The sequence below is a fragment of the Enterobacter cloacae complex sp. IR5441 genome (assembly GCF_049238215.1).
Classification (GTDB): domain Bacteria; phylum Pseudomonadota; class Gammaproteobacteria; order Enterobacterales; family Enterobacteriaceae; genus Enterobacter; species Enterobacter hormaechei_C.
Genome location: NZ_JBMKIA010000034.1, coordinates 1 through 19,673, shown reverse-complemented (window position 1 = coordinate 19,673; position 19,673 = coordinate 1). Strand labels below are relative to the sequence as shown.

Here is a 19,673-nt window from a genome sequence, read left to right as displayed (position 1 = left end):
TAAATCATGGCTAAAGGTATTCGCGAGAAAATCAAGCTGGTTTCTTCTGCTGGTACAGGTCACTTCTACACCACCACGAAGAACAAACGTACTAAGCCGGAAAAACTGGAACTGAAAAAATTCGATCCAGTTGTACGCCAGCACGTACTGTACAAAGAAGCTAAAATCAAATAATTTTAGTCTCCTTGTATTGAAAAACCCCGCAACTGCGGGGTTTTTTGCATTCTGCATCTCAACGGAGGAACCATGCCTGAATTACCTGAGGTAGAGACCAGCCGCCGCGGCATTGAGCCCCATCTGGTTGGCGCGACTATTCTTCATGCTGTCGTTCGCAACGGGCGTCTGCGCTGGCCGGTGTCCGATGAGATCCACGCGTTAAGCGACAAACCCGTCCTGAGCGTGCAGCGCCGCGCGAAATACCTGCTGCTGGAGCTGCCTGACGGCTGGATCATTATCCATCTGGGCATGTCGGGAAGCCTGCGCATCCTCACCGAAGAGTTGCCTGCGGAAAAGCACGACCACGTTGATCTGGTGATGAGTAACGGCAAAGTGCTGCGTTACACCGACCCGCGTCGCTTTGGCGCATGGCTGTGGACCAAAGAGCTGGAAGGACACAACGTGCTGGCGCATCTCGGACCTGAGCCGCTGTCAGAGGCGTTTAACGCGGATTATCTCAAAGAGAAGTGCGCGAAAAAGAAAACCCCGATTAAACCCTGGCTGATGGATAACAAGCTGGTGGTGGGCGTGGGAAATATCTATGCCAGCGAATCGTTGTTTGCCGCCGGGATCCATCCCGATCGGCTGGCCTCCTCGCTGTCGGCGCAGGAGTGCGAGCTGCTGGTCAGAGTAATTAAAGCGGTACTGCTGCGCTCAATTGAGCAGGGCGGGACGACGCTGAAGGATTTCCTGCAAAGCGACGGGAAGCCGGGCTATTTTGCGCAGGAGTTGCAGGTTTATGGCCGTAAGGGTGAGCCGTGCAGAGCCTGCGGGACGCCGATTATTGCCACGAAGCACGCTCAGCGCGCCACGTTTTACTGCCGTCAGTGCCAGAAGTAGGGTTACTTTAGCTTTTCCATCAACGCCTGGTGGACGTTAACCGGCAGGAAGTGGGTAACGTCCCCGTGATGGCGCGCCACCTCTTTCACCAGTGAGGAAGAGATGAAGGACCACTCTTTGGAGGGCATCAGGAATACGCTCTCCAGCTCCGGCATCAGATGGCGGTTCATGTGTGCCAGCTGCATCTCATATTCGAAGTCTGCTACCGCGCGAAGACCGCGGATCAGGATATTGGCCTGCCGGTCACGGGCAAAGTTTGCCATCAAGTCGCTGAATCCGACGACCTCAACATTCGACAGATGCGAAATCGCATCGGTGGCAAGCTGCACGCGTTCGTTCAGGTCGAACATCGGCTTTTTGCTCGGGCTGGCGGCAATGGCCAGAATCACCTTGTCGAACATACACGCCGCACGGGTGATGATATCAAGATGACCGTTAGTGATCGGATCGAAGGTACCCGGATAAATCGCTTTTGTGCTCATGGCTCACGTTTTCTCTGAGTAGCCGCGGTTCAGCGCCCACAGCTCGGTGTATTTGTTGAAAGTATACTGGGCATTCACTACGGCCAGTAACCAGCCCTGTTTGCCGTCCAGCACGCCGCCACGCAGCAGCAGCGTTTTCAGAAACGCGCCCAGCGTGTGGGTGAAGATGCCGGTCAGCGTGGCCTTCTTGCCGCGCATATGCCGCTCCTGTGCCCAGGCGGTGGCATAGTTCAGCTGTTTCCGCTGGAAGCTGGCGAAATCGCGGCAGGTCAGATGAAGCAGATCGCCCGTCAGAGGGATGACCTGAGCGCTATCGCAGGCCAGAGATTCATGGACCAGGTTGTCGTTGTACTGATAACGCTCGCGCGCATAGAGGCGCATCACGCGGTCGGGGTACCAGCCGCTGTGGCGCATAAAGCGGCCCAGGAAATAGTTACGACGCGCGATACTGTAGACCGCGCCGGGCTGTGGCGCGGCAAGCACCGTTTGAATGGCCTGTCGGAGTTCCGGGGTGACGCGCTCATCGGTATCGATCATCAACACGTAATCGCCCGTGGCGTAACCCTGCGCACGCTGGCGCTGAATACCGTAGCCCTGCCAGTCGGTGTCGGTAAAGACTTTTGCTCCGGCTGCACGGGCAACGTCCGCCGTGTTGTCCGTACTTCCGGAGTCGAGAATGACGATTTCGTCAGCCCAGGCAACAGAGGCCAGGCAATCCGGAAGCAGGTCGGCGGCGTTTTTGGCGATCATCACGACCGACAGACGCGTTGACATTAGTGGCTCCGCTGCGGCAGGTAAGGTTGCAGAAGTTGCAGCAGACGGGTCAGTGCGCCCTGGTTCTGATGCAGGACTTCAACGGCGTGACGACCGTACCACAGGCGGTAATCTTCGTCAGTCAGAAGGGTTGAGACCTCTTTGACCACCGAATCCGCGTCGGTCACGGTGATTAAGCCATCGGCTTGCTGCAATTTCGCGCAGATATCTTTGAAGTTAAACGTGTGTGGCCCCATCAGTACGGGGATGGCGTGGGCTGCTGGCTCCAGCGGGTTATGACCACCGCGCTCCACCAGGCTTCCGCCAACGAAAGCAAGATCGGCGATCCCGTACAGCAGCATCAGTTCGCCCATCGTATCGCCAATCACCACCTGCGTGCTGCCAGAGGGGATTTCGCCGCTGCTGCGCAGGGTGAAGCTGAAACCGCCTTTTTGCACCATCTCGCGGGCATCTTTAAAACGCTCAGGATGGCGAGGAACCAGAATCAGCAGTAAATCAGGGAATTTTTCCAGCAGCTGGCGGTGAGCCTGAAGAATAATGGCTTCTTCGCCATCATGGGTGCTGGTGGCAATCCAGACCTGGCGACGCGGCGCCCACTGACGACGCAGTGTTACCGCACGGGCGGCGAGTTCAGGGGTGACGGAAATATCGAACTTCAGGCTACCCGTGACCGCAAGCTGGTTGCGCTTCAGGCCGAGGGCGATAAAGCGCGCGGCATCTTCTTCGTTCTGCGCGGCGATCAGCGTGATTTTGCTGAGCAGGCGACGCATAAATTTACCCAGCTTGCCGTACCCTTTCGCCGAGCGTTCCGACAGACGCGCGTTGGCGATAACCAAAGGAATTTTACGGGCATGCAGGGCGGAAATCATATTCGGCCACAGTTCGGTTTCCATGACGATCACCAGTTTAGGGCGCACGGTATTCAGGAAACGGTTCATGGCGCAGGGGAGATCGTACGGCAGGTAGACGTGATGCACGTCTTTACCGAAGGCAGACATCACGCGCTCTGAGCCGGTTGGCGTCATCGTGGTGACGGTGATGGGCAGTGACGGATAACGGTGGCGCAGGGCACGCACCAGTGGAATGGCGGCCAGCGTTTCCCCGACTGACACGGAATGCAGCAGAATACCGTCCGGCGCCACTTTATTGCGGCAGTAGCCATAACGTTCGGCCCAGCGTTTACGGTACGCAGGCGCTTTACGGCTACGAAGCAACAGTCGCAGCCACACCAGTGGCTGAATGATGTAGAGCAGGGCGGTATACAACAATTCCAAGCGATTATCCGTTTTTTTAGTTTCGGCCGGGAAATTCTAAGCATTTAAGCGTGCTAAAGCTATCTCTTATGCCAGATACCGTTTTAAACGGAAGTAGCGCCGGCCCAGGCGCCAGCGCAAACGCGGGCTTTTGGCACTTTTCCAGATGAGCTTCCAGATCCCGGTGTCGAAGAACTCTTTGATTATCATTGATTTCTTCGCCTCATCCTTCATGTTGTCGAAGGTATGAATAATTCCCAGACCCTCTTTAGCGATTTGCCAGTAACAGGCCGGGATATTTTTCACTTTATCCGGGTAGCGCTGGTTAATGGCATCAAGCATCTTCAGGATCTTCATATAATGGCGCGCAGAGCGAATCAGCGTGTCGTCATTATCCGGGGTGTGCGATACCGAGGCGGAGTGAATGTAGTAGTCGTAAAAGCGTTCGCTGGTGTACTGAACGCGTTCCGCGGCAAGCAGCACCTCAGTCGTCCACGGGATATCCTGATGGCGCAGGCCTGGCTCGAAACGGAAGCCGTGCTGACGAATAAAATCGTGACGATAGATATTCAGCCAGGTCACATGCAGGAACTTACGTGAATCCAGCGCCTTTTTTAACCATGCCGCGCCATTCATGACGCCCGTTGAGGCGAGCTTATCTTCAGGGAAGATAGGGCGAGACGGTTTTTTGTTATTTTCCCAGACGTAGTTGCCATTGCAGGTGGCGACATCCAGGTTCTGCGTGACGGCCATATCCAGCAGACGCTGGTACATGCCGGGTTTGAAGACATCATCAATATCCGGGAAAGAGAGATACTGCCCGGTCGCAACGGCCAGGCCAGTATTACGCGCGATGGACACGCCCTGATTAGGTTGTTCAATAACCTGCATCTGTGGCAGCTTTTCGCGCCATTTTTCGACAATCTGCATCGAGCGGTCAGTGGAACCGTCATTCACGATGATGACTTCCATACTGTCGATGTGTTGATTTACAAGGCAGGTAAAGAACTGATCGAGAAAAGCTTCACCGTTATAAACGGCCACCACCACGCTTAATAAAGGCGCTGAATTTTGCATATGAAACCTGATTATTTTTGGTTGTCGACCAAAGCAATGTATTGCTGGCAAATGGCGTTGATACCGAACGATGCGATCGTTTCGCGATCAACAACCGGCGGAGAGGCATACAGTTCTGCCAGTGTTTTCGCCAGTGATTCGTCGGTTAACGCTGTCAGACCACGCGCCAGGGGGCCAGTAAGGATCTCAGCAGGGCCGCCAGGGCAGTTTGTACTCACCGGTGGGGTCTGACAGATAATGGACTCTACCAGTACATTACCAAAACCTTCGCAGTCGGAACTTAACACTAAAAGGCGTGCCCCTTTGATCCACGGGTAGGGGTTGGTTTCGAACGGGCGGAAGACGATCTTGTTTTCAATTCCCAGCTTAGCGGCAAGCTGTTTGAGCTGATTTATTTTCGCGTCAGAACCTTTGCCCATCAACACCAGCGATGCGTCGATCTTGCTCAGCGCAAACGCCCGCAGCAGCCTGTCGTGACGTTTGTGTTCATGAAAACGGCCAACATGGATAATGTAATCCTGCCCCTGCATCTCAAAGGGCGCTTCCGCCAGACGCTGAATTTCAGGGATATCAAAGGGGTTATGGATAACCGCTTTGCGCCGCAGGGGGATCGCGAGGACTTCAGACAGATCGTGCAGCACGGCGCCGGATACCGCCACCACGTTGCGGTTTTCATAGGTATGACGAATTTTATAATGCTTAAACCAGCGAGAAAGCCCGCTGCGATGGCGCAAATAGGAGAAGGAGAACATCCCGTGTACGCAGAACCAGACCTTATCCCGATCCAGCACGCGGCTGTGCGCCACGATACGGTCGGTTTTATGCAGATGTGAGAAGACGACATCAAATTTACCGCTGCGTTCTGCCTGCTCGATGGCGCGATCCAGCAAACGGGCGCGACGCGGGATCTCGGTCAGCTTCCGCCAGGGTTTTTTACAGGTATCCTGCACAACCTGAAAATCGATGCCTTCCGGAATGGCGTAGTCGCACACCTTCCGTAAGGAGAAAAGGGTGACCTGATGCCCCAGTTCTGTCAGTCCGCTGGAGAGGGTGAGAACCGTTTTTTCGGCTCCTCCACCGGGTAAACCATCAATAATCATTAGGATGCGCATTATTAATCCAGTAATTTTTGATAAAGCGAAATAAGCTGACTTGATAGTTTTTCAGGGGTTGCTTCTCTGACGCGTTCACGCGCCGCAAGCCCCATATTGTTATTTTTTTCCAGTGAAGGGATGGACATGACGGCCTCCTTCAATGTGTGGATATCAAGTGCATCACAGTAAAACCCGTTCTGGCCTTGCTCAATAAATTCTGAACCACCGCAACTCTCTGACGTAATGACGGGCAATCCACAGGCCATTGCTTCAAGTATGACGTTAGGGAAAGGATCATACAGCGTCGGCAGCAGTAAACCATCAGAAAGCTGATAAAATGGCAGCGTCTCTTTTTGCATCCCCAGGAAACGGATTTGCCCCTCACAGCCTAATGAACGGGCGAGGTCGCGATAACGGCTTTCCGCTTTATCCTGACCGACCACAACCAGCCACGCCGAGGTTCCTGCTATAGCCCGAATAGCGCTTGCCAGCCCCTTGCGTTCAAATCCTGAACCCACGAAGCAGAAAATGACGGCATCAGCGGGTAAGCCAAATTGCTGACGCAGTACAGCGCGTTGTCTCTCTTCTGCCGGAACGAAGCGGCTGGAATCTATTGAATTATAAATCACATGTATCTTTTTTGCGTCAATATCAAAGTCTTCGACGATTTCGCGCTTGATCATCTCCGCATTACAGATAACGGCTTTCAACTCGGGAGCCTGGTACATTTCACGTTCTGCGTGCATCACGTAGCGGTGATAGCGATCGTGCATAAGCAGCTTCGCGCGCCAGGCGGGAAGAATACGCGTACGCTGTAGCAGCCAGCGTCGATGTACACCATCCCCGGCGCGGTAAATATCGCAGCCCGGAATACGTTCATGGCTCTGGACAATATCAAACTGCTGTTGCTGCCACAGCGCGCGCGCGGCGTGTGCAAAGCCGCGCTCACGGCTGATGCGGCCCCACTTTCGTGGATCGCAAATATGAATATGCCAGTCGTCCTGCTTTTCGCCCTGCCACTCACGGGTGATGACGTTGAGCTCAAGATTTTGATTGCTCAGCGCGGTAAGTGCCCTGGAGACAAAACGTTCTGCTCCGCCATCCGGACGATATTTTTGGCGCACAATGGCCAGACGATGAAGCTTCATTGCAGGTTTCTCCTTGCGGCGGAGACGACAGCATCAACGGGGATGGCGTCGAGATAACGTTCCGTCGTTTTTGTATCAATGGCGTCAGGGTTGGGAAGCGGGCCGTAGTTACCTGCCCAGATGACCTCTCCGTTAACCTGCCATGGCGACCAGAACGTCAATTTTGACGGGCCAAACAGCGCCACGCAGGGCGTCTGAAGAGCGGCGGCCATGTGCATGGGTACGGAGTCAACGCCAATGAACAGGATCGCGTGATCGATTAGCGAGGCCAGTTGGCGCAGGGTTAACTGGCCTGCCAGTGATACAACACCCGTCTGCGGGGAGGCGGCAAGAATGCGGTCAATCATCGCCAGCTCTTTCTTGTCCGGTCCCGCCGTGAGGACGATAGTGTGGCCGTCCTGCTGCAACGCGGCGATAGTTTGCGCCATTTTGCCTTCATCCCAGCACTTAAAGAACCAGCGTGAAGTGGGTTGAATAACGATGTAGCGGTCTCCCACGCCCTTTTGCGACAGCTTTTGGTGAGCATGGCGCCAGTCATCCGCGCTGTAAGCCATGGTCACGGTAGGGTTGGCCATTACCGGCAGCGCTGACAGTATGGAGAGATTTTGTTCAACGGTGTGCAGTGACTGATGGCTGGCGACCGAGACCAGTTCACTGTGACAAAAACGCCAGAAGGCATTATTGCGCTTGTTAAAGGCGAACCCGAGCCGAACCGGTGCGCCGGTGAAGCGGGTAACAATCGCGCTGCGCCACTGATCGGCAAGATTGATCACCAGATGATAATGCTGAGCGCGTAAAGCACGAAGCAACTGCCACTCTTTTTGCAGGTGCTTCAGCGTCCCCAGCTGCTTCCATTTACGATCGATACCATAGATCGTCCCGATTGCCGGATGCGCGGCGAGCATGTCTCGCGTCTCTTCATAGAGAAGCACGTCGATTTGGGCGTCAGGCCATTTCTGGCGTAATGAATTGATGACGGGGGTGGTGAGTAACATGTCACCATGATGGCGAAGTTTGATCAGTAAAATGCGCAAATCAGGCGTGTCAGGTAAGTTATTCATCATCATCTTATCGGCGTTGTACTATTGGCAATTCTAATAGACCTGGTAACGACTTGCACTCTTTCTCCATAATGTCAGGAATTTCCCTGGAAGGGTTTACTCCTGCTTTCGGGCGTGCGTAACATAGCGCTAACTATTTTGTCTTGCGGGCTCATTATGAAAAAACCAGCGTTTATCATCACGATCGATACCGAAGGGGATAATCTCTGGCAGAACCACCGGGTGATCAAAACGGAAAACGCGCGCTACCTGGCGCGGTTTCAGGCGCTTTGTGAACGCTTCGGCTTTAAGCCCGTCTGGCTGACCAACTACGAGATGGCAGTCGAACCGGTATTCATTGAGTTCGCGAAAGAGGTCATAGCCCGCGGTCAGGGTGAGGTGGGAATGCATCTCCATGCCTGGAATAGCCCTCCGGAGCACGATCTGACCGGTGATGACTGGCGCTGGCAGCCTTATCTGATTGAGTTTTCAGACGAGGTCATGCGTGAGAAAGTGCTCTTCATGACCCGCTTACTGGAAGAGACTTTCCAGACAAAAATGCTCAGCCATCGCGCCGGGCGCTGGGCATTCGACAGCCGTTACGCCCAGTTGCTGATTGAGCTGGGGTATCAGGTAGATTGTTCCGTTACGCCGCGCGTGAACTGGCGCAACGCGAAAGGTGCCCCGCAGGGTAATGGCGGAACGAATTACCAGCATTTTCCCGATCGTGCCTACTTTTTGGACGTAGACGACATTTCCCGGCCGGGAAACAGCCCTCTCCTCGAAGTGCCGATGAGCATCCAGTATAAACACCCGGCATGGCTGAATTCCCTGAAGCAGGGTTATGATCGTCTGCGCGGTAAATACCGTTCTCCGTCAGTTAACTGGTTACGTCCGTCCGGAGGAAATGCGGCGGAGATGATTAAGGTTGCGCAGCAGTGCCTGGCTCAGGGGAATGACTACGTGGAATTCATGCTGCATTCGTCGGAATTTATGCCTGGCGGGAGCCCTACTTTTAAAGACGAGGCCGCGATTGAGGGGCTGTATCAGGATCTGGAGCAGCTCTTTACCTGGTTATCAGATAAGACCGTGGGGATGACGCTGGCGGAGTTTTACCAGTACAAAAAATAGTTATGCCCGCCAGGCGTATTGAGTCGTTAGGTGTGGTTTTATTTTTTCCATAACGCCTCAATAACCCTTTTTTTGTAGCTAAAACGAACATCGGTGGACATGAAAAAAGACAATGTATACATGGTCTTTACGCGTTGTTTCACGAGCTGCAATTGTTGGTCTGTCAGACAGGACCGATGGTTGCTGTAAATATCAAACCAGTGGCAATTGACGAGATGTTTGTAGCGTGACGGAAATGTTCTTTCCATCTGTAACGTGCATTCGACAAGCGTTGAAATTTTGCTGGCGTCCAGACTGCTCGACAAACTGTCGCGACGCTTGATGTAATAATAATGCCCCTGGCGTTGATAGGCTATTTTGCTCGATTGCATCAACATTCCCGGGAAGACAGCGAAATCCTCATAACATAACATCGGAGGTATGGGATTTTTCTCGTAAAGACTACGATGAATAAACTGGCCAATGAGATGTGCCTGAAAGTCTTTATGACGTAAGAAACGAGCAATTGCTTCATGTTGTGACAATGGCACAGGATTAAATCCCTGCCAGTCTGAAGTCATTCTCCGGGGATCGCGAATCTCAAGCAAACGTGTCAGTAACATATCCGGACGTTGCGCTTTCAGGTAGGCCATTGCGTCCCTGAGGCTGCCAGGCTTTAAGCAATCGTCACTGTCGAGCATCGTAATATACTCACCCGATGCCAGTGCGACAGCGCTGTTTCTTACCCGGCCAACGTTACGAAAGTTCACGGTGCGCGTTATGATCTGAGGAAATTTCGGCGACCACTCTTCAATTATTGCCTGCGTGGCATCCTCAGAACTGTCATTGAAAATAATGACTTCAGTATCCTGATCGGTTGCTGACAGCAGGCTTGAAAGCGTGGCGTGCAGCGTAGCTTCAGCGTTATGCGCAGCAATAATGACGCTTAAAAAAGCCATAAAAATTAGTTTCCTTGAGCGTCGGTAGCGCTAGCCAGTGAGCGGGCTTTTGGTAATGTACGGATAAACTGCTGAAGATCGTGTAACGCGGAGTCAGTGACAGAGAATAGCGCTTCCCGCTCTTGCGGGAAGTAATAGCGCGTTTCAAACACATAAGAACAAATGTTATCGTCATTCCCGATCAGCATCACATTGCCAAGCGGACGCTGTTCATAGTGACAACACGGTCCAAACAGCAGGACCACCGGCACGCCGACGGCGTCTGCGATGTAGACATTCCCCGAGTCAGACGCGATATAGCAGTCCATCTTAGAAATGGCCCAGGGAAGCTCTTCCAGCGAAATTTTGCCAATAAGATTGATAAAATTGGGGATGTCACCGTAAAGACGGGTGATATCGTCCATCCACGACTGTTCGTTTGGCGCGCCGAAGACATAAAACTCGCAGGGTAAATCAGCGAGTTGATCAACAATCCGCTTCCAGATAACCGGAGGGACGGTTTTGGCTTTATTGCCCGCCGCAATACTGATGCCGATGCGGATAACGCCAGGTTTATCAAGAATGGCCGGCCAGGTCGTCGGCTTGAAGAGTGGCTTTGTGGCGTGCTTGGGAGAGTCTTGCCACGTGAGCGAGCGGTCGGCCAGTTTCAGGTAGTTCGTCACCGAAAGCGTTTTTTTGCCATGCTCAACGGTGCCGTCGGCTGCGAGATAGAAAATCCCGTGATACCACCTGCGCGTGTAAATGCTTAAAAATTGTTTGTTTTTGGCATTGCAGACGGCGGCAAAAAAGAGGTTCACGCTATTGGGCTGTAGCAGGTAGACGTTGTCGTAGCGGTTCATGATCCTGCACGCGAAGCACAGTTTACGCCACAGGTTGCGCTTATGCTGCTCAATAAAATAGATCTGCTCAATAGTCTCATCATGCTTCGCCAGCGCGCCAACGCTGCGACTGATCAACACATCGCTTTTTTGCAGATATGCCAGAAGAGGCGTCGCATTAATAAAGTCACCGATTTTGGCTGTCTGAATGACAAGGTTCTTGCCCGTGTCTTTTCGAAACAGCTTCCGGATGAGTTTCACCGGAAAGAGTAAAATCAGCAGAAATACATAACTCATGGGTTAAATATCCCTGTTGGAAAGCCGATGGCTGCCCTGTAAAAATGAAAAAATAGCATCTGCGCTAATATCCTTCGTTTGTTGCGTAGGGCTAACCATCTGATGCTGGTTTTTACCGTAACCCCCGATCAACCCCGGATCGGTCGGGCCGAAAATCGTGATATTAGGACGATCCAGTGCGGCGGTTAAATGGCTTAACCCTGTATCCACAGAAACGACGGCGTTAGCGCCCGCCAGCTGTGCGGCAACCTGCGCCAGCGTGAGTTTGGGTAACACCTCGACGTGGGAAAAACCTGCTGCCAGACGTTCCGCTCGCTGCCGCTCATGTTCAGCGCCCCACGGGAGTTTAATATGGATACCGCAAGGTTGCATTAGTTCAATCAGCCTTCTCCAGTGCGTTTCCGGCCAGTGCTTATCGTCGCGCGTTGTGGCATGCAGGAAGACCAGATAGGGCGCGATATCCTTGTCCGTTTCGCGCAGAAAATGCTGTGCGATGGCGTAGTCACCCTGGAGGTCGGGTTTTGCATAGCCGAGACTCTTAGCGAACAGCTCGCGGGTACGTTCCACGGCGTGCTGCTGCTTCGCAATATGGTGGCGACGATTATAGAACAGGCTCGCCAGCGGTTCGCGGGCGGTTTGCCAGTCCATGCCGTGCTTTACGCCGTGCGCCAGACGCGTGACCAGCGCGGCGCTTTTCACCAGCCCCTGGGCGTCGACGATCGCGTCGTAACGCCGGGCCTGCACCGCTTCGCGGAAGGCTTTGCGTTCGGCTTTAATCTGTGCGGAGAACCACGCTTTGCGCCAGCGGCGAATGGCCACCGGGATCACGCGATCAACCGCTTCATGCCAGGTGGGGATCTGCGCGAAGCCTTCTTCCACCACCCAGTCAAAACGGATGCCGGGAATGGCCCGCATGGCGTCCGTCAGCGACGGCAGCGTATGCAGAACATCACCCATTGAGGAGGTTTTAACGATCAATACCCGCATCCGTTATCCTTCTTCGCTCAACAGCAGTGCGTTGAGTTCTTCGAGAACACGCTGCGGGGTAATGTCGATCAGGCTCTGATGGTAACCTTCTGCGGCATCGCCTTTGCGCACCTTGTGGTAGCCGGTGATCAAACGGATCACGCGCGCCTTATGCGACAGCGGCGGCGTGAAGTCCGGGCTGCTTGGGCCATACAGCGCGACCAGCGGGCGGTCCAGCGCGGCGGCGACGTGCATCAGGCCAGAGTCGTTACTGACCACGGCCTTACAGGCGGCAATCAGGATAACCGCCTGCTCGAGTTGCGTTTCCCCGGCCAGGTTTCGGCACCATGCCTGTTGCTCGGTGCTCAGCGTGGCGAGAATTTCATTGCCCGCCTCATGATCTTTCGCCGAGCCAAACAGCACAATCTGATAGCCTTCATCGATAAGCTGTTTCGCCAGCTCTGCATAGTGATAGTGCGGCCAGCGTTTTGCCGGACCGAATTCTGCGCCAGGGCAGAACCCAATCATCGGGCGTTCGGACGAAATGCCAAATGCGTTGCAGGTGTGGGATTTCTCCCCATCGCTTACCTGGAGTTGCGGCCACAGCAGCGGCTGCGGCAGATCTTTCGCGCTGCGCATTACGCCTTTGTCGTAGGCCAGCGCCACGTAGCGCTCCACCATCAGCGGCCAGGCCTCTTTATCCAGCACCCGGGCGTCGTTCAGCAGGCCGTAGCGCATTTCACCGCGCCAGCCGGTACGGTGCGGGATGCCCGCAAAGAAGGGCACAAGGGCGGATTTGAAGGAGTTAGGCAGCACGTACGCGCGGTCATAGCGTTTCTCGCGCAGGCTGTGGCCGAGTTTGCGGCGTTCACCGATTTCCAGCGCCCCGTGTCCGAGCGGCATCGGGATCGCCTCGTTCACTTCCGGCATACGCGATAACAGCGGACGGCACCATGCGGGTGCCATCACGTCGATTATCGCCTGGGGATAACGCGCCTTGAGCGTGCGATAGAGACTTTGCGACATCATCATGTCGCCCACCCATGACGGGCCGATCACCAGAATTTTCATGCTTATGCGTCGCGGTTCAGCCAGGCCATATATTCCGTTACGCCTTCGGCAACGGTCTTGAACGGCTTGTCGTAGCCTGCGGCGCGCAGGTTAGTCAGGTCCGCCTGGGTGAATGCCTGGTAGCGGCCTTTCAGCTTATCCGGGAACGGAATGTACTCGATGCTGCCTTTCTTATGGTACGCCAGCGTCGCGTCTGCCACCGCCTGGAAGGATTCCGCGCGGCCGGTGCCCAGGTTGAAAATGCCGGACACGCCATTTTCCAGGAACCACAGGTTTACTGCCGCCACATCGCCCACGTAGACGAAGTCACGCTTGAAGCCGTCGCTGCCTTCGAACAGTTTCGGGCTTTCGCCGTTATTTAATTGGGTGTTCAGGTGGAACGCCACGCTCGCCATGCTGCCTTTGTGGCCTTCGCGCGGCCCGTAGACGTTGAAGTAGCGGAAGCCGACAATCTGCGAGTTCGCTTCTGGCAGGATCTGACGTACGTACTCATCAAACAGGAATTTGGAGTAACCGTAAACGTTCAGCGGCTGCTCATATTCGCGGGATTCGATGAAATCTGAAGTGCGCCCACCGTAAGTTGCCGCGGAAGAGGCGTACAGGAACGGAATTTCACGCTCCAGGCAGTAGTGCAGGAGCTCTTTGGAGTACTGATAGTTGTTATCCATCATGTACTTGCCGTCCCACTCGGTGGTGGAGGAGCAAGCACCTTCGTGGAAGATGGCTTCGATCTCGCCGAACTCTTCACCCGCCATAATCTGGATAAGGAAGTCTTCTTTATCCATGTAGTCAGCGATGTTCAGATCCACCAGGTTAACGAACTTGGTGCCGTCTTTCAGGTTGTCCACCACCAGAATGTCGGTGATGCCTTTGTCATTGAGGGCCTTAACAATATTGCTGCCGATAAAGCCCGCGCCGCCAGTAACGATGATCATAACTGTAACCTTTGAAGTATGAGTCGGGGAATATCCCGAACGCTAATCTCTTTATCATATCATCACAATGCTCAGGCTTCAGCCATTCACCGATATGCAGCAGGGGTACGCGTGATTTATGCTGCAAAAACGAGAAGAGATACTGCGTCATCTCGTCATGAACTATTGGTTTGGGTAATATGTGCCAAAATTTGCCGAGTCTGGAGAATTGCAATGCGTGGTGATTTTTACAAACAGTTAAACAGCGACCTCGACACCGCACGTGCGGAAGGGTTGTTCAAAGAAGAGCGTATTATCACGTCTGCCCAGCAGGCGGACATCACCGTTGCCGACGGCAGCCATGTGATCAACTTTTGCGCGAACAACTATTTAGGTCTTGCGAATCACCCTGAGCTAATTGCCGCGGCGAAAAACGGCATGGACACCCACGGTTTCGGTATGGCCTCCGTTCGCTTTATCTGCGGTACCCAGGACAGCCACAAGCAGCTTGAGCAAAAGCTGGCGAGCTTCCTCGGAATGGAAGACGCGATTCTGTACTCCTCCTGCTTCGACGCCAACGGCGGTCTGTTTGAGACCCTGCTCGGCGCAGAAGACGCGATTATCTCCGACGCCCTGAACCACGCCTCCATCATCGACGGCGTACGCCTGTGCAAAGCGAAGCGTTTCCGCTACGCCAACAACGACATGGTGGAGCTGGAAGCGCGCCTGAAAGAGGCCCGTGAAGCGGGGGCTCGCCACGTCCTGATCGCCACCGACGGCGTGTTCTCCATGGACGGTGTGATCGCCAACCTGAAGGGCGTGTGCGATCTGGCGGATAAATACGACGCGCTGGTGATGGTGGATGACTCTCACGCGGTCGGTTTTGTCGGCGAAAACGGTCGTGGCTCCCACGAATACTGCGACGTAATGGGCCGCGTGGATATCATCACCGGTACGCTGGGCAAAGCGCTCGGCGGCGCGTCTGGCGGCTACACCGCCGCGCGTAAAGAGGTGGTCGAGTGGCTGCGCCAGCGCTCCCGCCCGTATCTGTTCTCCAACTCCCTGGCGCCGGCGATTGTGGCTGCCTCCATTAAAGTGCTGGAGATGGTGGAATCCGGGGCTGAGCTGCGCGACCGCCTGTGGGCTAACGCCCGCCTGTTCCGTGAAAAAATGAGTGCCGCAGGATTCACCCTGGCCGGTGCCGATCACGCGATCATTCCGGTGATGCTGGGCGACGCGGTTGTCGCGCAGAAATTTGCTCGTGAGCTTCAGAAAGAAGGGATTTACGTGACCGGGTTCTTCTTCCCGGTGGTACCAAAAGGTCAGGCGCGTATCCGCACCCAGATGTCTGCGGCGCACTCGCCTGAACAAATTGAACGTGCGGTGGAAGCCTTTACCCGCATCGGCAAACAGCTGGGCGTCATTGCCTGAGGACGTATGATGAAAGCGTTATCCAAACTGAAAGCGGAAGAAGGGATTTGGATGACCGACGTGCCGGAGCCGGAAGTCGGTCATAACGATCTGCTGATCAAAATTCGTAAAACCGCCATCTGCGGTACTGACGTTCACATCTACAACTGGGACCAGTGGTCACAGAAAACCATTCCGGTACCGATGGTTGTCGGTCACGAATATGTCGGCGAAGTGGTGGGTATCGGCCAGGAAGTAAAAGGCTTCAACATTGGCGATCGCGTCTCCGGTGAAGGCCACATTACCTGCGGTCACTGCCGTAACTGTCGCGGTGGGCGTACCCACCTGTGCCGCAACACCGTCGGCGTGGGCGTGAACCGTCCGGGCTGCTTCGCGGAATACCTGGTGATCCCGGCGTTTAACGCGTTCAAAATCCCGGACAATATCTCTGACGATCTGGCCTCCATCTTCGACCCGTTCGGCAACGCGGTACACACGGCGCTCTCCTTCGACCTGGTGGGTGAAGACGTGCTGGTTTCCGGCGCGGGCCCCATCGGCATTATGGCGGCAGCCGTGGCGAAGCATGTGGGTGCGCGCAACGTGGTGATCACCGACGTGAACGAATACCGCCTGTCGCTGGCGCGCAAAATGGGCGTCACCCGCGCGGTGGATGTCTCGAAAGAGAGCCTGACCGATGTGATGGAAGAGCTGGGCATGACCGAAGGCTTTGACGTGGGTCTGGAGATGTCCGGCGCGCCACCGGCGTTCCGCACCATGCTCGACACCATGAACCACGGTGGCCGTATCGCGATGCTGGGTATTCCGCCGTCAGATATGTCCATTGACTGGAACAAAGTCATCTTCAAGGGGCTGTTCATTAAGGGCATCTATGGCCGTGAGATGTTCGAAACCTGGTACAAGATGGCCGCGCTGATCCAGTCCGGTCTGGATCTGTCCCCGATTATCACTCACCGTTTCTCCATCGATGAGTTCCAGCAGGGCTTTGACGCAATGCGGTCCGGCCAGTCAGGGAAAGTGATCCTGAGCTGGGATAAGTAATTAAAAAGGGGCCAGCGGCCCCTTTTTTTACTGATTCTTTTTCTCTTCGTCCGTCAGGTAACGCACCTTGCGGGTGTAATCCTGGCCTTTGAACAGCAGCCTGTTATCCGGCGATTCCAGATACTTCTGCCATTCGGAAAGCGGGAAACCACCGTGCGCGCCAATCACCTCTTTCGGCACAACGGCTTCCTGACCGCCGATCTTCTTGGAGACCGGCCAGTTCATCCAGTCGCCCAGGTTAACCGTTTTTACATCCAGCATGTCCAGCAGCGCAGCGAGCGGCAGCTGATCGGTCGGCGGCTGCGTGTCGTCCATCAGCTCCCAGGTATCCTGGAACAGCGTCAGCCACAGCGGGCAGATACGGCGCCAGGTCTTTTTGGTGGCGGCAAGAAACGCGCCGTTAACGTGATCGACCAGATACGGACGCACCGTTTCTTTGTAATATGCCGGCACTTTCTCCGCTGGCGCGCCGTCCAGCTTGGCAATCATTTTGCCCTGACGGAAGCTGGAGTAGATGTGCATATCCGCCATGTTGATCTCTGGCATTTTAAGCAGGTTGAGATCGGAGTCGATCATCAGCACACCTTCACCGCGCGCCTGCAACGGAGCGTTAAGCTTCACCAGACGACTGAGGTAGATCTGCTTATAGCGGTAACCTTCTTCACGTTTTGGAAGCGTGAGGGTAACAACGCGGGTTTTTGGCGGCAGCTCGCCGAAAGCGGATTCAGGCTGATCGCTGACGATAACAATCTCGCTGACGTCGGTGGCATAACGCTCTGCAAAGGTCGCTGACAATAACGCCTCTTCGACGAAATCCGCGCCCGTACACGGGATCACAATGGAATCCACCGCAACGAGATCGCGCGTGACCGGAAGGGAAGCGTAAGGAATGTTATGACGCCCGGTAATGTGGCGGTAGCGAGCATTCAGGAATTTAAACATGTTCTTCTCGTTTGGTTATTGCGCGCCAAGAACGGCCTCGACACCGTTAACATAGCTTTCAATGGCATACATGTTGCAGACATTCTGGTGTGCGGCAGCGGCGAGCCGGGCGCGCAGAGCAGGATCCTGCCAGATATTATCCAGATGTTGAGCAAGTTGCGACACGTCGCTCCAGGGAAACAGCAGGCCGGTCGACTCATGATCGATCAATTCTGCCGTGCCGGTCACCTTTGAACCAATCACGGGAATATTCAGCAGCATTGCCTCCAGCACGACGCGCGGCAGACCTTCGCTCTTCGAGGCCAGAATAAATGCGTCAAAGGTGGCGAGATAGTCAAAAGGCGTGTTCTGGAAACCGGTAAAAATGACGTGTTCAGCAATACCCAGCGCGTCAGCCTGTGCCGCCAGTGCGCCGCGCTCCGCCCCTTCACCGACCAGCACCATCTTCCATTTTGCCTGCGGGTGCCTCTGGCTGAACTGTGCCAGCGCCTCCAGCGTATGGTGGTTGGCTTTGCGAGGGATTAGCGAGCCAATGCTGCCGAACACAAACGTGTCGTCATCAATGTTCAGGCGCTGGCGCATCGCGCGTCGGTCGGGCAAAGGCTGGTGGATGTCGATGGCGTTGTTGACCGTGGTACACAGCTCGGGCCGGACGCCATGCTGAAGTAGCACGCGTTCAACGCCATGCGAGACGGCGATAATTTTTGTGGCATGGGTATTCACCAGCTTCACCAGCGGCGGGGTCAGCACCGGTTCAATCCGGCAGTGCTGGATTATCCGCGCATGCAGGTTTGCGCCCGCCAGATACCCTTCTTCGTTAGAGCCTGGCTGGTTGTTCATATACAGCGTATCGAAACCACCTTCTCTGAAAATGGTCTCGATCTTGCTGACGTTGGGGCGAATGCGCCACAGGGTATCGATATGCCGCGTAAATGCTTTGCGCGCTGAACGCGAAAAAAACAGCAGACCACGTCCCGCTTCTTTCAGGAGTTTTGCCCATGCCGGTTGCTTACGTTGAGGGATAACGAGTAGCGGGATCCCAATGCTATTGAGCACCTGGCCAATCGTTTGACCTTCAGCACGACTATAATCACTGTAAAAACAACAGGTAATGTCGAATTTGTCGCGGTTGATTCGCTTCAGAAGCTCAAGCATACTGTTGGTACCTCCCCCCCATTCTTTGCCCGTGTCCAGGAGGAGGATTTTACGTTTTTGCGGCATGTCTGAATCCGTATGCTACCCTTCATCTGACCGCATTATAAAGAATTTACTGAAATAAAATAGATTTTTTGTATTTCTTTGTCTTTTTACAAGAAAACATTTTAAACGCGCTTATTTTAAAAGTGCGATTTAAGACTTTAATCGCCTCTTCTCAATTCGATAGTATGAGTGAAAAATTTTATGTCGTTATTGAGAGAGTGAAAATATGTTTAAAATAACGGTCTGCTTATTAACGTTTAACTCCGAAAGAACGTTGCGCGATGTTATTCCTCCTCTTTTAAAAATAGCAGATGAATTCGTTATAGTGGATTCCGGAAGTACAGACTCGACGATATATATTTGCCAGAGTTATGGATTGTCGCCTATATTCAAAAAATATAGCTGGCACGGCGAGCAGATGAACCATGCCGTATCCCATGCGCACAACGACTGGGTGCTGTGCATGGACAGTGACGAAATACTCGATCAAGAAACCGTTGATGCTATTTTAAAATTAAAAATGGGCGATGAACCCGAACCGGATATGGCGTGGCGGATATGTCGTCACTGGTTTATTTTGGGAGAAAATGTCCGAACGATTTATCCCGTCTCATCACCGGATTATCCGGTGCGTCTTTTTAACCGTACGCAGTCGCGATTTAATAACCGGCCAGTAGACGATCAGGTTGAAGGTTTTCTCCGTTCTGAACGTATTCCAGGTTATGTCAGACATGAGACGTTTCATTCGCTGCATGAACTTTTTAATAAATTAAACGGATATACCACTCGCCTGGTTCAATATCAGACGATACGTCCCTCTCTTGGTCGCGGCGCGATCAGCGCTATCGGCGCATTTTTCAAATGGTATCTGTTTAGTGGTGCCTGGCGCTGAGAGATCCCCTCATAATTTCCCCAAAGCGTAACCATGTGTGAATAAATTTTGAGCTAGTAGGGTTGCAGCCACGAGTAAGTCTTCCCTTGTTATTGTGTAGCCAGAATGCCG

General features: G+C 54.0%; 20 protein-coding genes and 1 pseudogene. 6 read left to right on the top strand and 15 right to left on the bottom strand.

Features of this window, described 5'->3' with window-relative positions:
- The first annotated feature begins 6 nt into the window (after positions 1–6).
- Together rpmG and mutM are read left to right on the top strand one after the other, a co-directional pair.
- Positions 7–174 carry a 50S ribosomal protein L33 gene (gene rpmG, locus ACOTX5_RS22490; protein ID WP_003024094.1) on the top strand — a complete coding sequence of 56 codons (168 nt, stop codon included), beginning with the start codon at positions 7–9 and terminating at the stop codon, positions 172–174.
- Between the two features lie 72 nt (positions 175–246).
- Positions 247–1,056, top strand: a complete 810-nt coding sequence (gene mutM / locus ACOTX5_RS22485; RefSeq protein WP_003860879.1) for a bifunctional DNA-formamidopyrimidine glycosylase/DNA-(apurinic or apyrimidinic site) lyase — start codon at positions 247–249, stop codon at positions 1,054–1,056.
- A gap of 2 nt (positions 1,057–1,058) precedes the next feature.
- On the opposite strand, the gene coaD is transcribed toward mutM, so the two are convergent.
- The 7 genes from coaD to rfaQ all read right to left on the bottom strand — a co-directional run bounded on the left by coaD (position 1,059) and on the right by rfaQ (position 7,951).
- Positions 1,059–1,538: a pantetheine-phosphate adenylyltransferase gene (gene coaD, locus ACOTX5_RS22480; protein ID WP_015570040.1), complete on the bottom strand. Its 480-nt coding sequence runs from the start codon at positions 1,536–1,538 to the stop codon at positions 1,059–1,061.
- Positions 1,539–1,541: 3 nt separating this feature from the next.
- Complete coding sequence (locus tag ACOTX5_RS22475) at positions 1,542–2,312, bottom strand: glycosyltransferase family 2 protein (protein ID WP_045910950.1); 771 nt, start codon at positions 2,310–2,312, stop codon at positions 1,542–1,544.
- Positions 2,312–3,586, bottom strand: coding sequence for a lipid IV(A) 3-deoxy-D-manno-octulosonic acid transferase (gene waaA / locus ACOTX5_RS22470; RefSeq protein WP_003860874.1), 1,275 nt, complete (start codon positions 3,584–3,586; stop codon positions 2,312–2,314). Before waaA ends, ACOTX5_RS22475 begins: the two co-directional genes overlap by 1 nt.
- Positions 3,587–3,652: 66 nt before the next feature.
- Complete coding sequence (locus tag ACOTX5_RS22465) at positions 3,653–4,642, bottom strand: glycosyltransferase (protein ID WP_015570038.1); 990 nt, start codon at positions 4,640–4,642, stop codon at positions 3,653–3,655.
- An 11-nt stretch (positions 4,643–4,653) separates the two neighbouring features.
- Entirely contained in the window at positions 4,654–5,754 is a 1,101-nt protein-coding gene (locus ACOTX5_RS22460; RefSeq protein ID WP_017693963.1) for a glycosyltransferase, read from the bottom strand.
- Positions 5,755–5,756: 2 nt separating this feature from the next.
- Entirely contained in the window at positions 5,757–6,884 is a 1,128-nt protein-coding gene (locus ACOTX5_RS22455; RefSeq protein WP_015570036.1) for a glycosyltransferase family 4 protein, read from the bottom strand.
- Entirely contained in the window at positions 6,881–7,951 is a 1,071-nt protein-coding gene (gene rfaQ / locus ACOTX5_RS22450; RefSeq protein ID WP_072210231.1) for a putative lipopolysaccharide heptosyltransferase III, read from the bottom strand. The genes ACOTX5_RS22455 and rfaQ overlap by 4 nt, the downstream gene beginning before the upstream one ends.
- 150 nt (positions 7,952–8,101) lie before the next feature.
- Between rfaQ and ACOTX5_RS22445 the strand changes: the two genes are divergently transcribed.
- Positions 8,102–9,055: a polysaccharide deacetylase family protein gene (locus tag ACOTX5_RS22445; RefSeq protein ID WP_023302886.1), complete on the top strand. Its 954-nt coding sequence runs from the start codon at positions 8,102–8,104 to the stop codon at positions 9,053–9,055.
- Positions 9,056–9,093: 38 nt separating this feature from the next.
- Here ACOTX5_RS22445 and ACOTX5_RS22440 read toward each other — a convergent pair whose 3' ends face one another.
- Genes ACOTX5_RS22440 through rfaD form a run of 5 tightly spaced genes read right to left on the bottom strand, consistent with a single transcriptional unit; the run spans position 9,094 to position 14,080 of the window.
- Positions 9,094–9,993, bottom strand: a complete 900-nt coding sequence (locus ACOTX5_RS22440; protein WP_045910949.1) for a glycosyltransferase family 2 protein — start codon at positions 9,991–9,993, stop codon at positions 9,094–9,096.
- Positions 9,994–9,998: 5 nt separating this feature from the next.
- Positions 9,999–11,108, bottom strand: a complete 1,110-nt coding sequence (locus tag ACOTX5_RS22435; protein WP_017693958.1) for a glycosyltransferase family 9 protein — start codon at positions 11,106–11,108, stop codon at positions 9,999–10,001.
- Positions 11,109–11,111: 3 nt separating this feature from the next.
- Positions 11,112–12,095 (bottom strand): lipopolysaccharide heptosyltransferase RfaC, encoded by a 984-nt coding sequence (rfaC, locus tag ACOTX5_RS22430; RefSeq protein ID WP_032646779.1) that lies wholly within the window; start codon positions 12,093–12,095, stop codon positions 11,112–11,114.
- A 3-nt stretch (positions 12,096–12,098) separates the two neighbouring features.
- The gene (rfaF, locus tag ACOTX5_RS22425) at positions 12,099–13,145 is read right to left on the bottom strand and encodes an ADP-heptose--LPS heptosyltransferase RfaF (protein ID WP_015570031.1); all 1,047 of its coding nucleotides are present in this window, start codon (positions 13,143–13,145) and stop codon (positions 12,099–12,101) included.
- 2 nt (positions 13,146–13,147) lie between these two features.
- Positions 13,148–14,080, bottom strand: a complete 933-nt coding sequence (gene rfaD / locus ACOTX5_RS22420; protein ID WP_003860858.1) for an ADP-glyceromanno-heptose 6-epimerase — start codon at positions 14,078–14,080, stop codon at positions 13,148–13,150.
- A 213-nt stretch (positions 14,081–14,293) separates the two neighbouring features.
- Here rfaD and kbl point away from each other — a divergent pair, with 213 nt between their 5' ends.
- Together kbl and tdh are read left to right on the top strand one after the other, a co-directional pair.
- On the top strand, positions 14,294–15,490 hold the full coding sequence (gene kbl / locus ACOTX5_RS22415; protein WP_006812405.1) for a glycine C-acetyltransferase: 1,197 nt from the start codon (positions 14,294–14,296) through the stop codon (positions 15,488–15,490).
- A gap of 9 nt (positions 15,491–15,499) precedes the next feature.
- On the top strand, positions 15,500–16,528 hold the full coding sequence (gene tdh, locus ACOTX5_RS22410) for an L-threonine 3-dehydrogenase (RefSeq protein WP_017383610.1): 1,029 nt from the start codon (positions 15,500–15,502) through the stop codon (positions 16,526–16,528).
- Positions 16,529–16,555: 27 nt separating this feature from the next.
- Here tdh and ACOTX5_RS22405 read toward each other — a convergent pair whose 3' ends face one another.
- Together ACOTX5_RS22405 and ACOTX5_RS22400 are read right to left on the bottom strand one after the other, a co-directional pair.
- Positions 16,556–17,470: a hypothetical protein gene (locus ACOTX5_RS22405; protein WP_023302890.1), complete on the bottom strand. Its 915-nt coding sequence runs from the start codon at positions 17,468–17,470 to the stop codon at positions 16,556–16,558.
- Between the two features lie 15 nt (positions 17,471–17,485).
- A complete protein-coding gene (locus ACOTX5_RS22400) occupies positions 17,486–18,691 on the bottom strand; it encodes a glycosyltransferase (protein WP_033486967.1) in 1,206 nt (401 codons plus the stop codon).
- Between the two features lie 205 nt (positions 18,692–18,896).
- On the opposite strand from ACOTX5_RS22400, the pseudogene ACOTX5_RS22395 reads away from it, so the two are divergent.
- A pseudogene (locus tag ACOTX5_RS22395) lies at positions 18,897–19,559 on the top strand (glycosyltransferase family 2 protein); the annotation flags it as partial.
- Positions 19,560–19,571: 12 nt separating this feature from the next.
- On the opposite strand, the gene ACOTX5_RS22390 reads toward ACOTX5_RS22395, so the two are convergent.
- The coding region (locus ACOTX5_RS22390) for a hypothetical protein (protein WP_223230349.1) at positions 19,572–19,673 on the bottom strand (102 nt) is incomplete at its 5' end.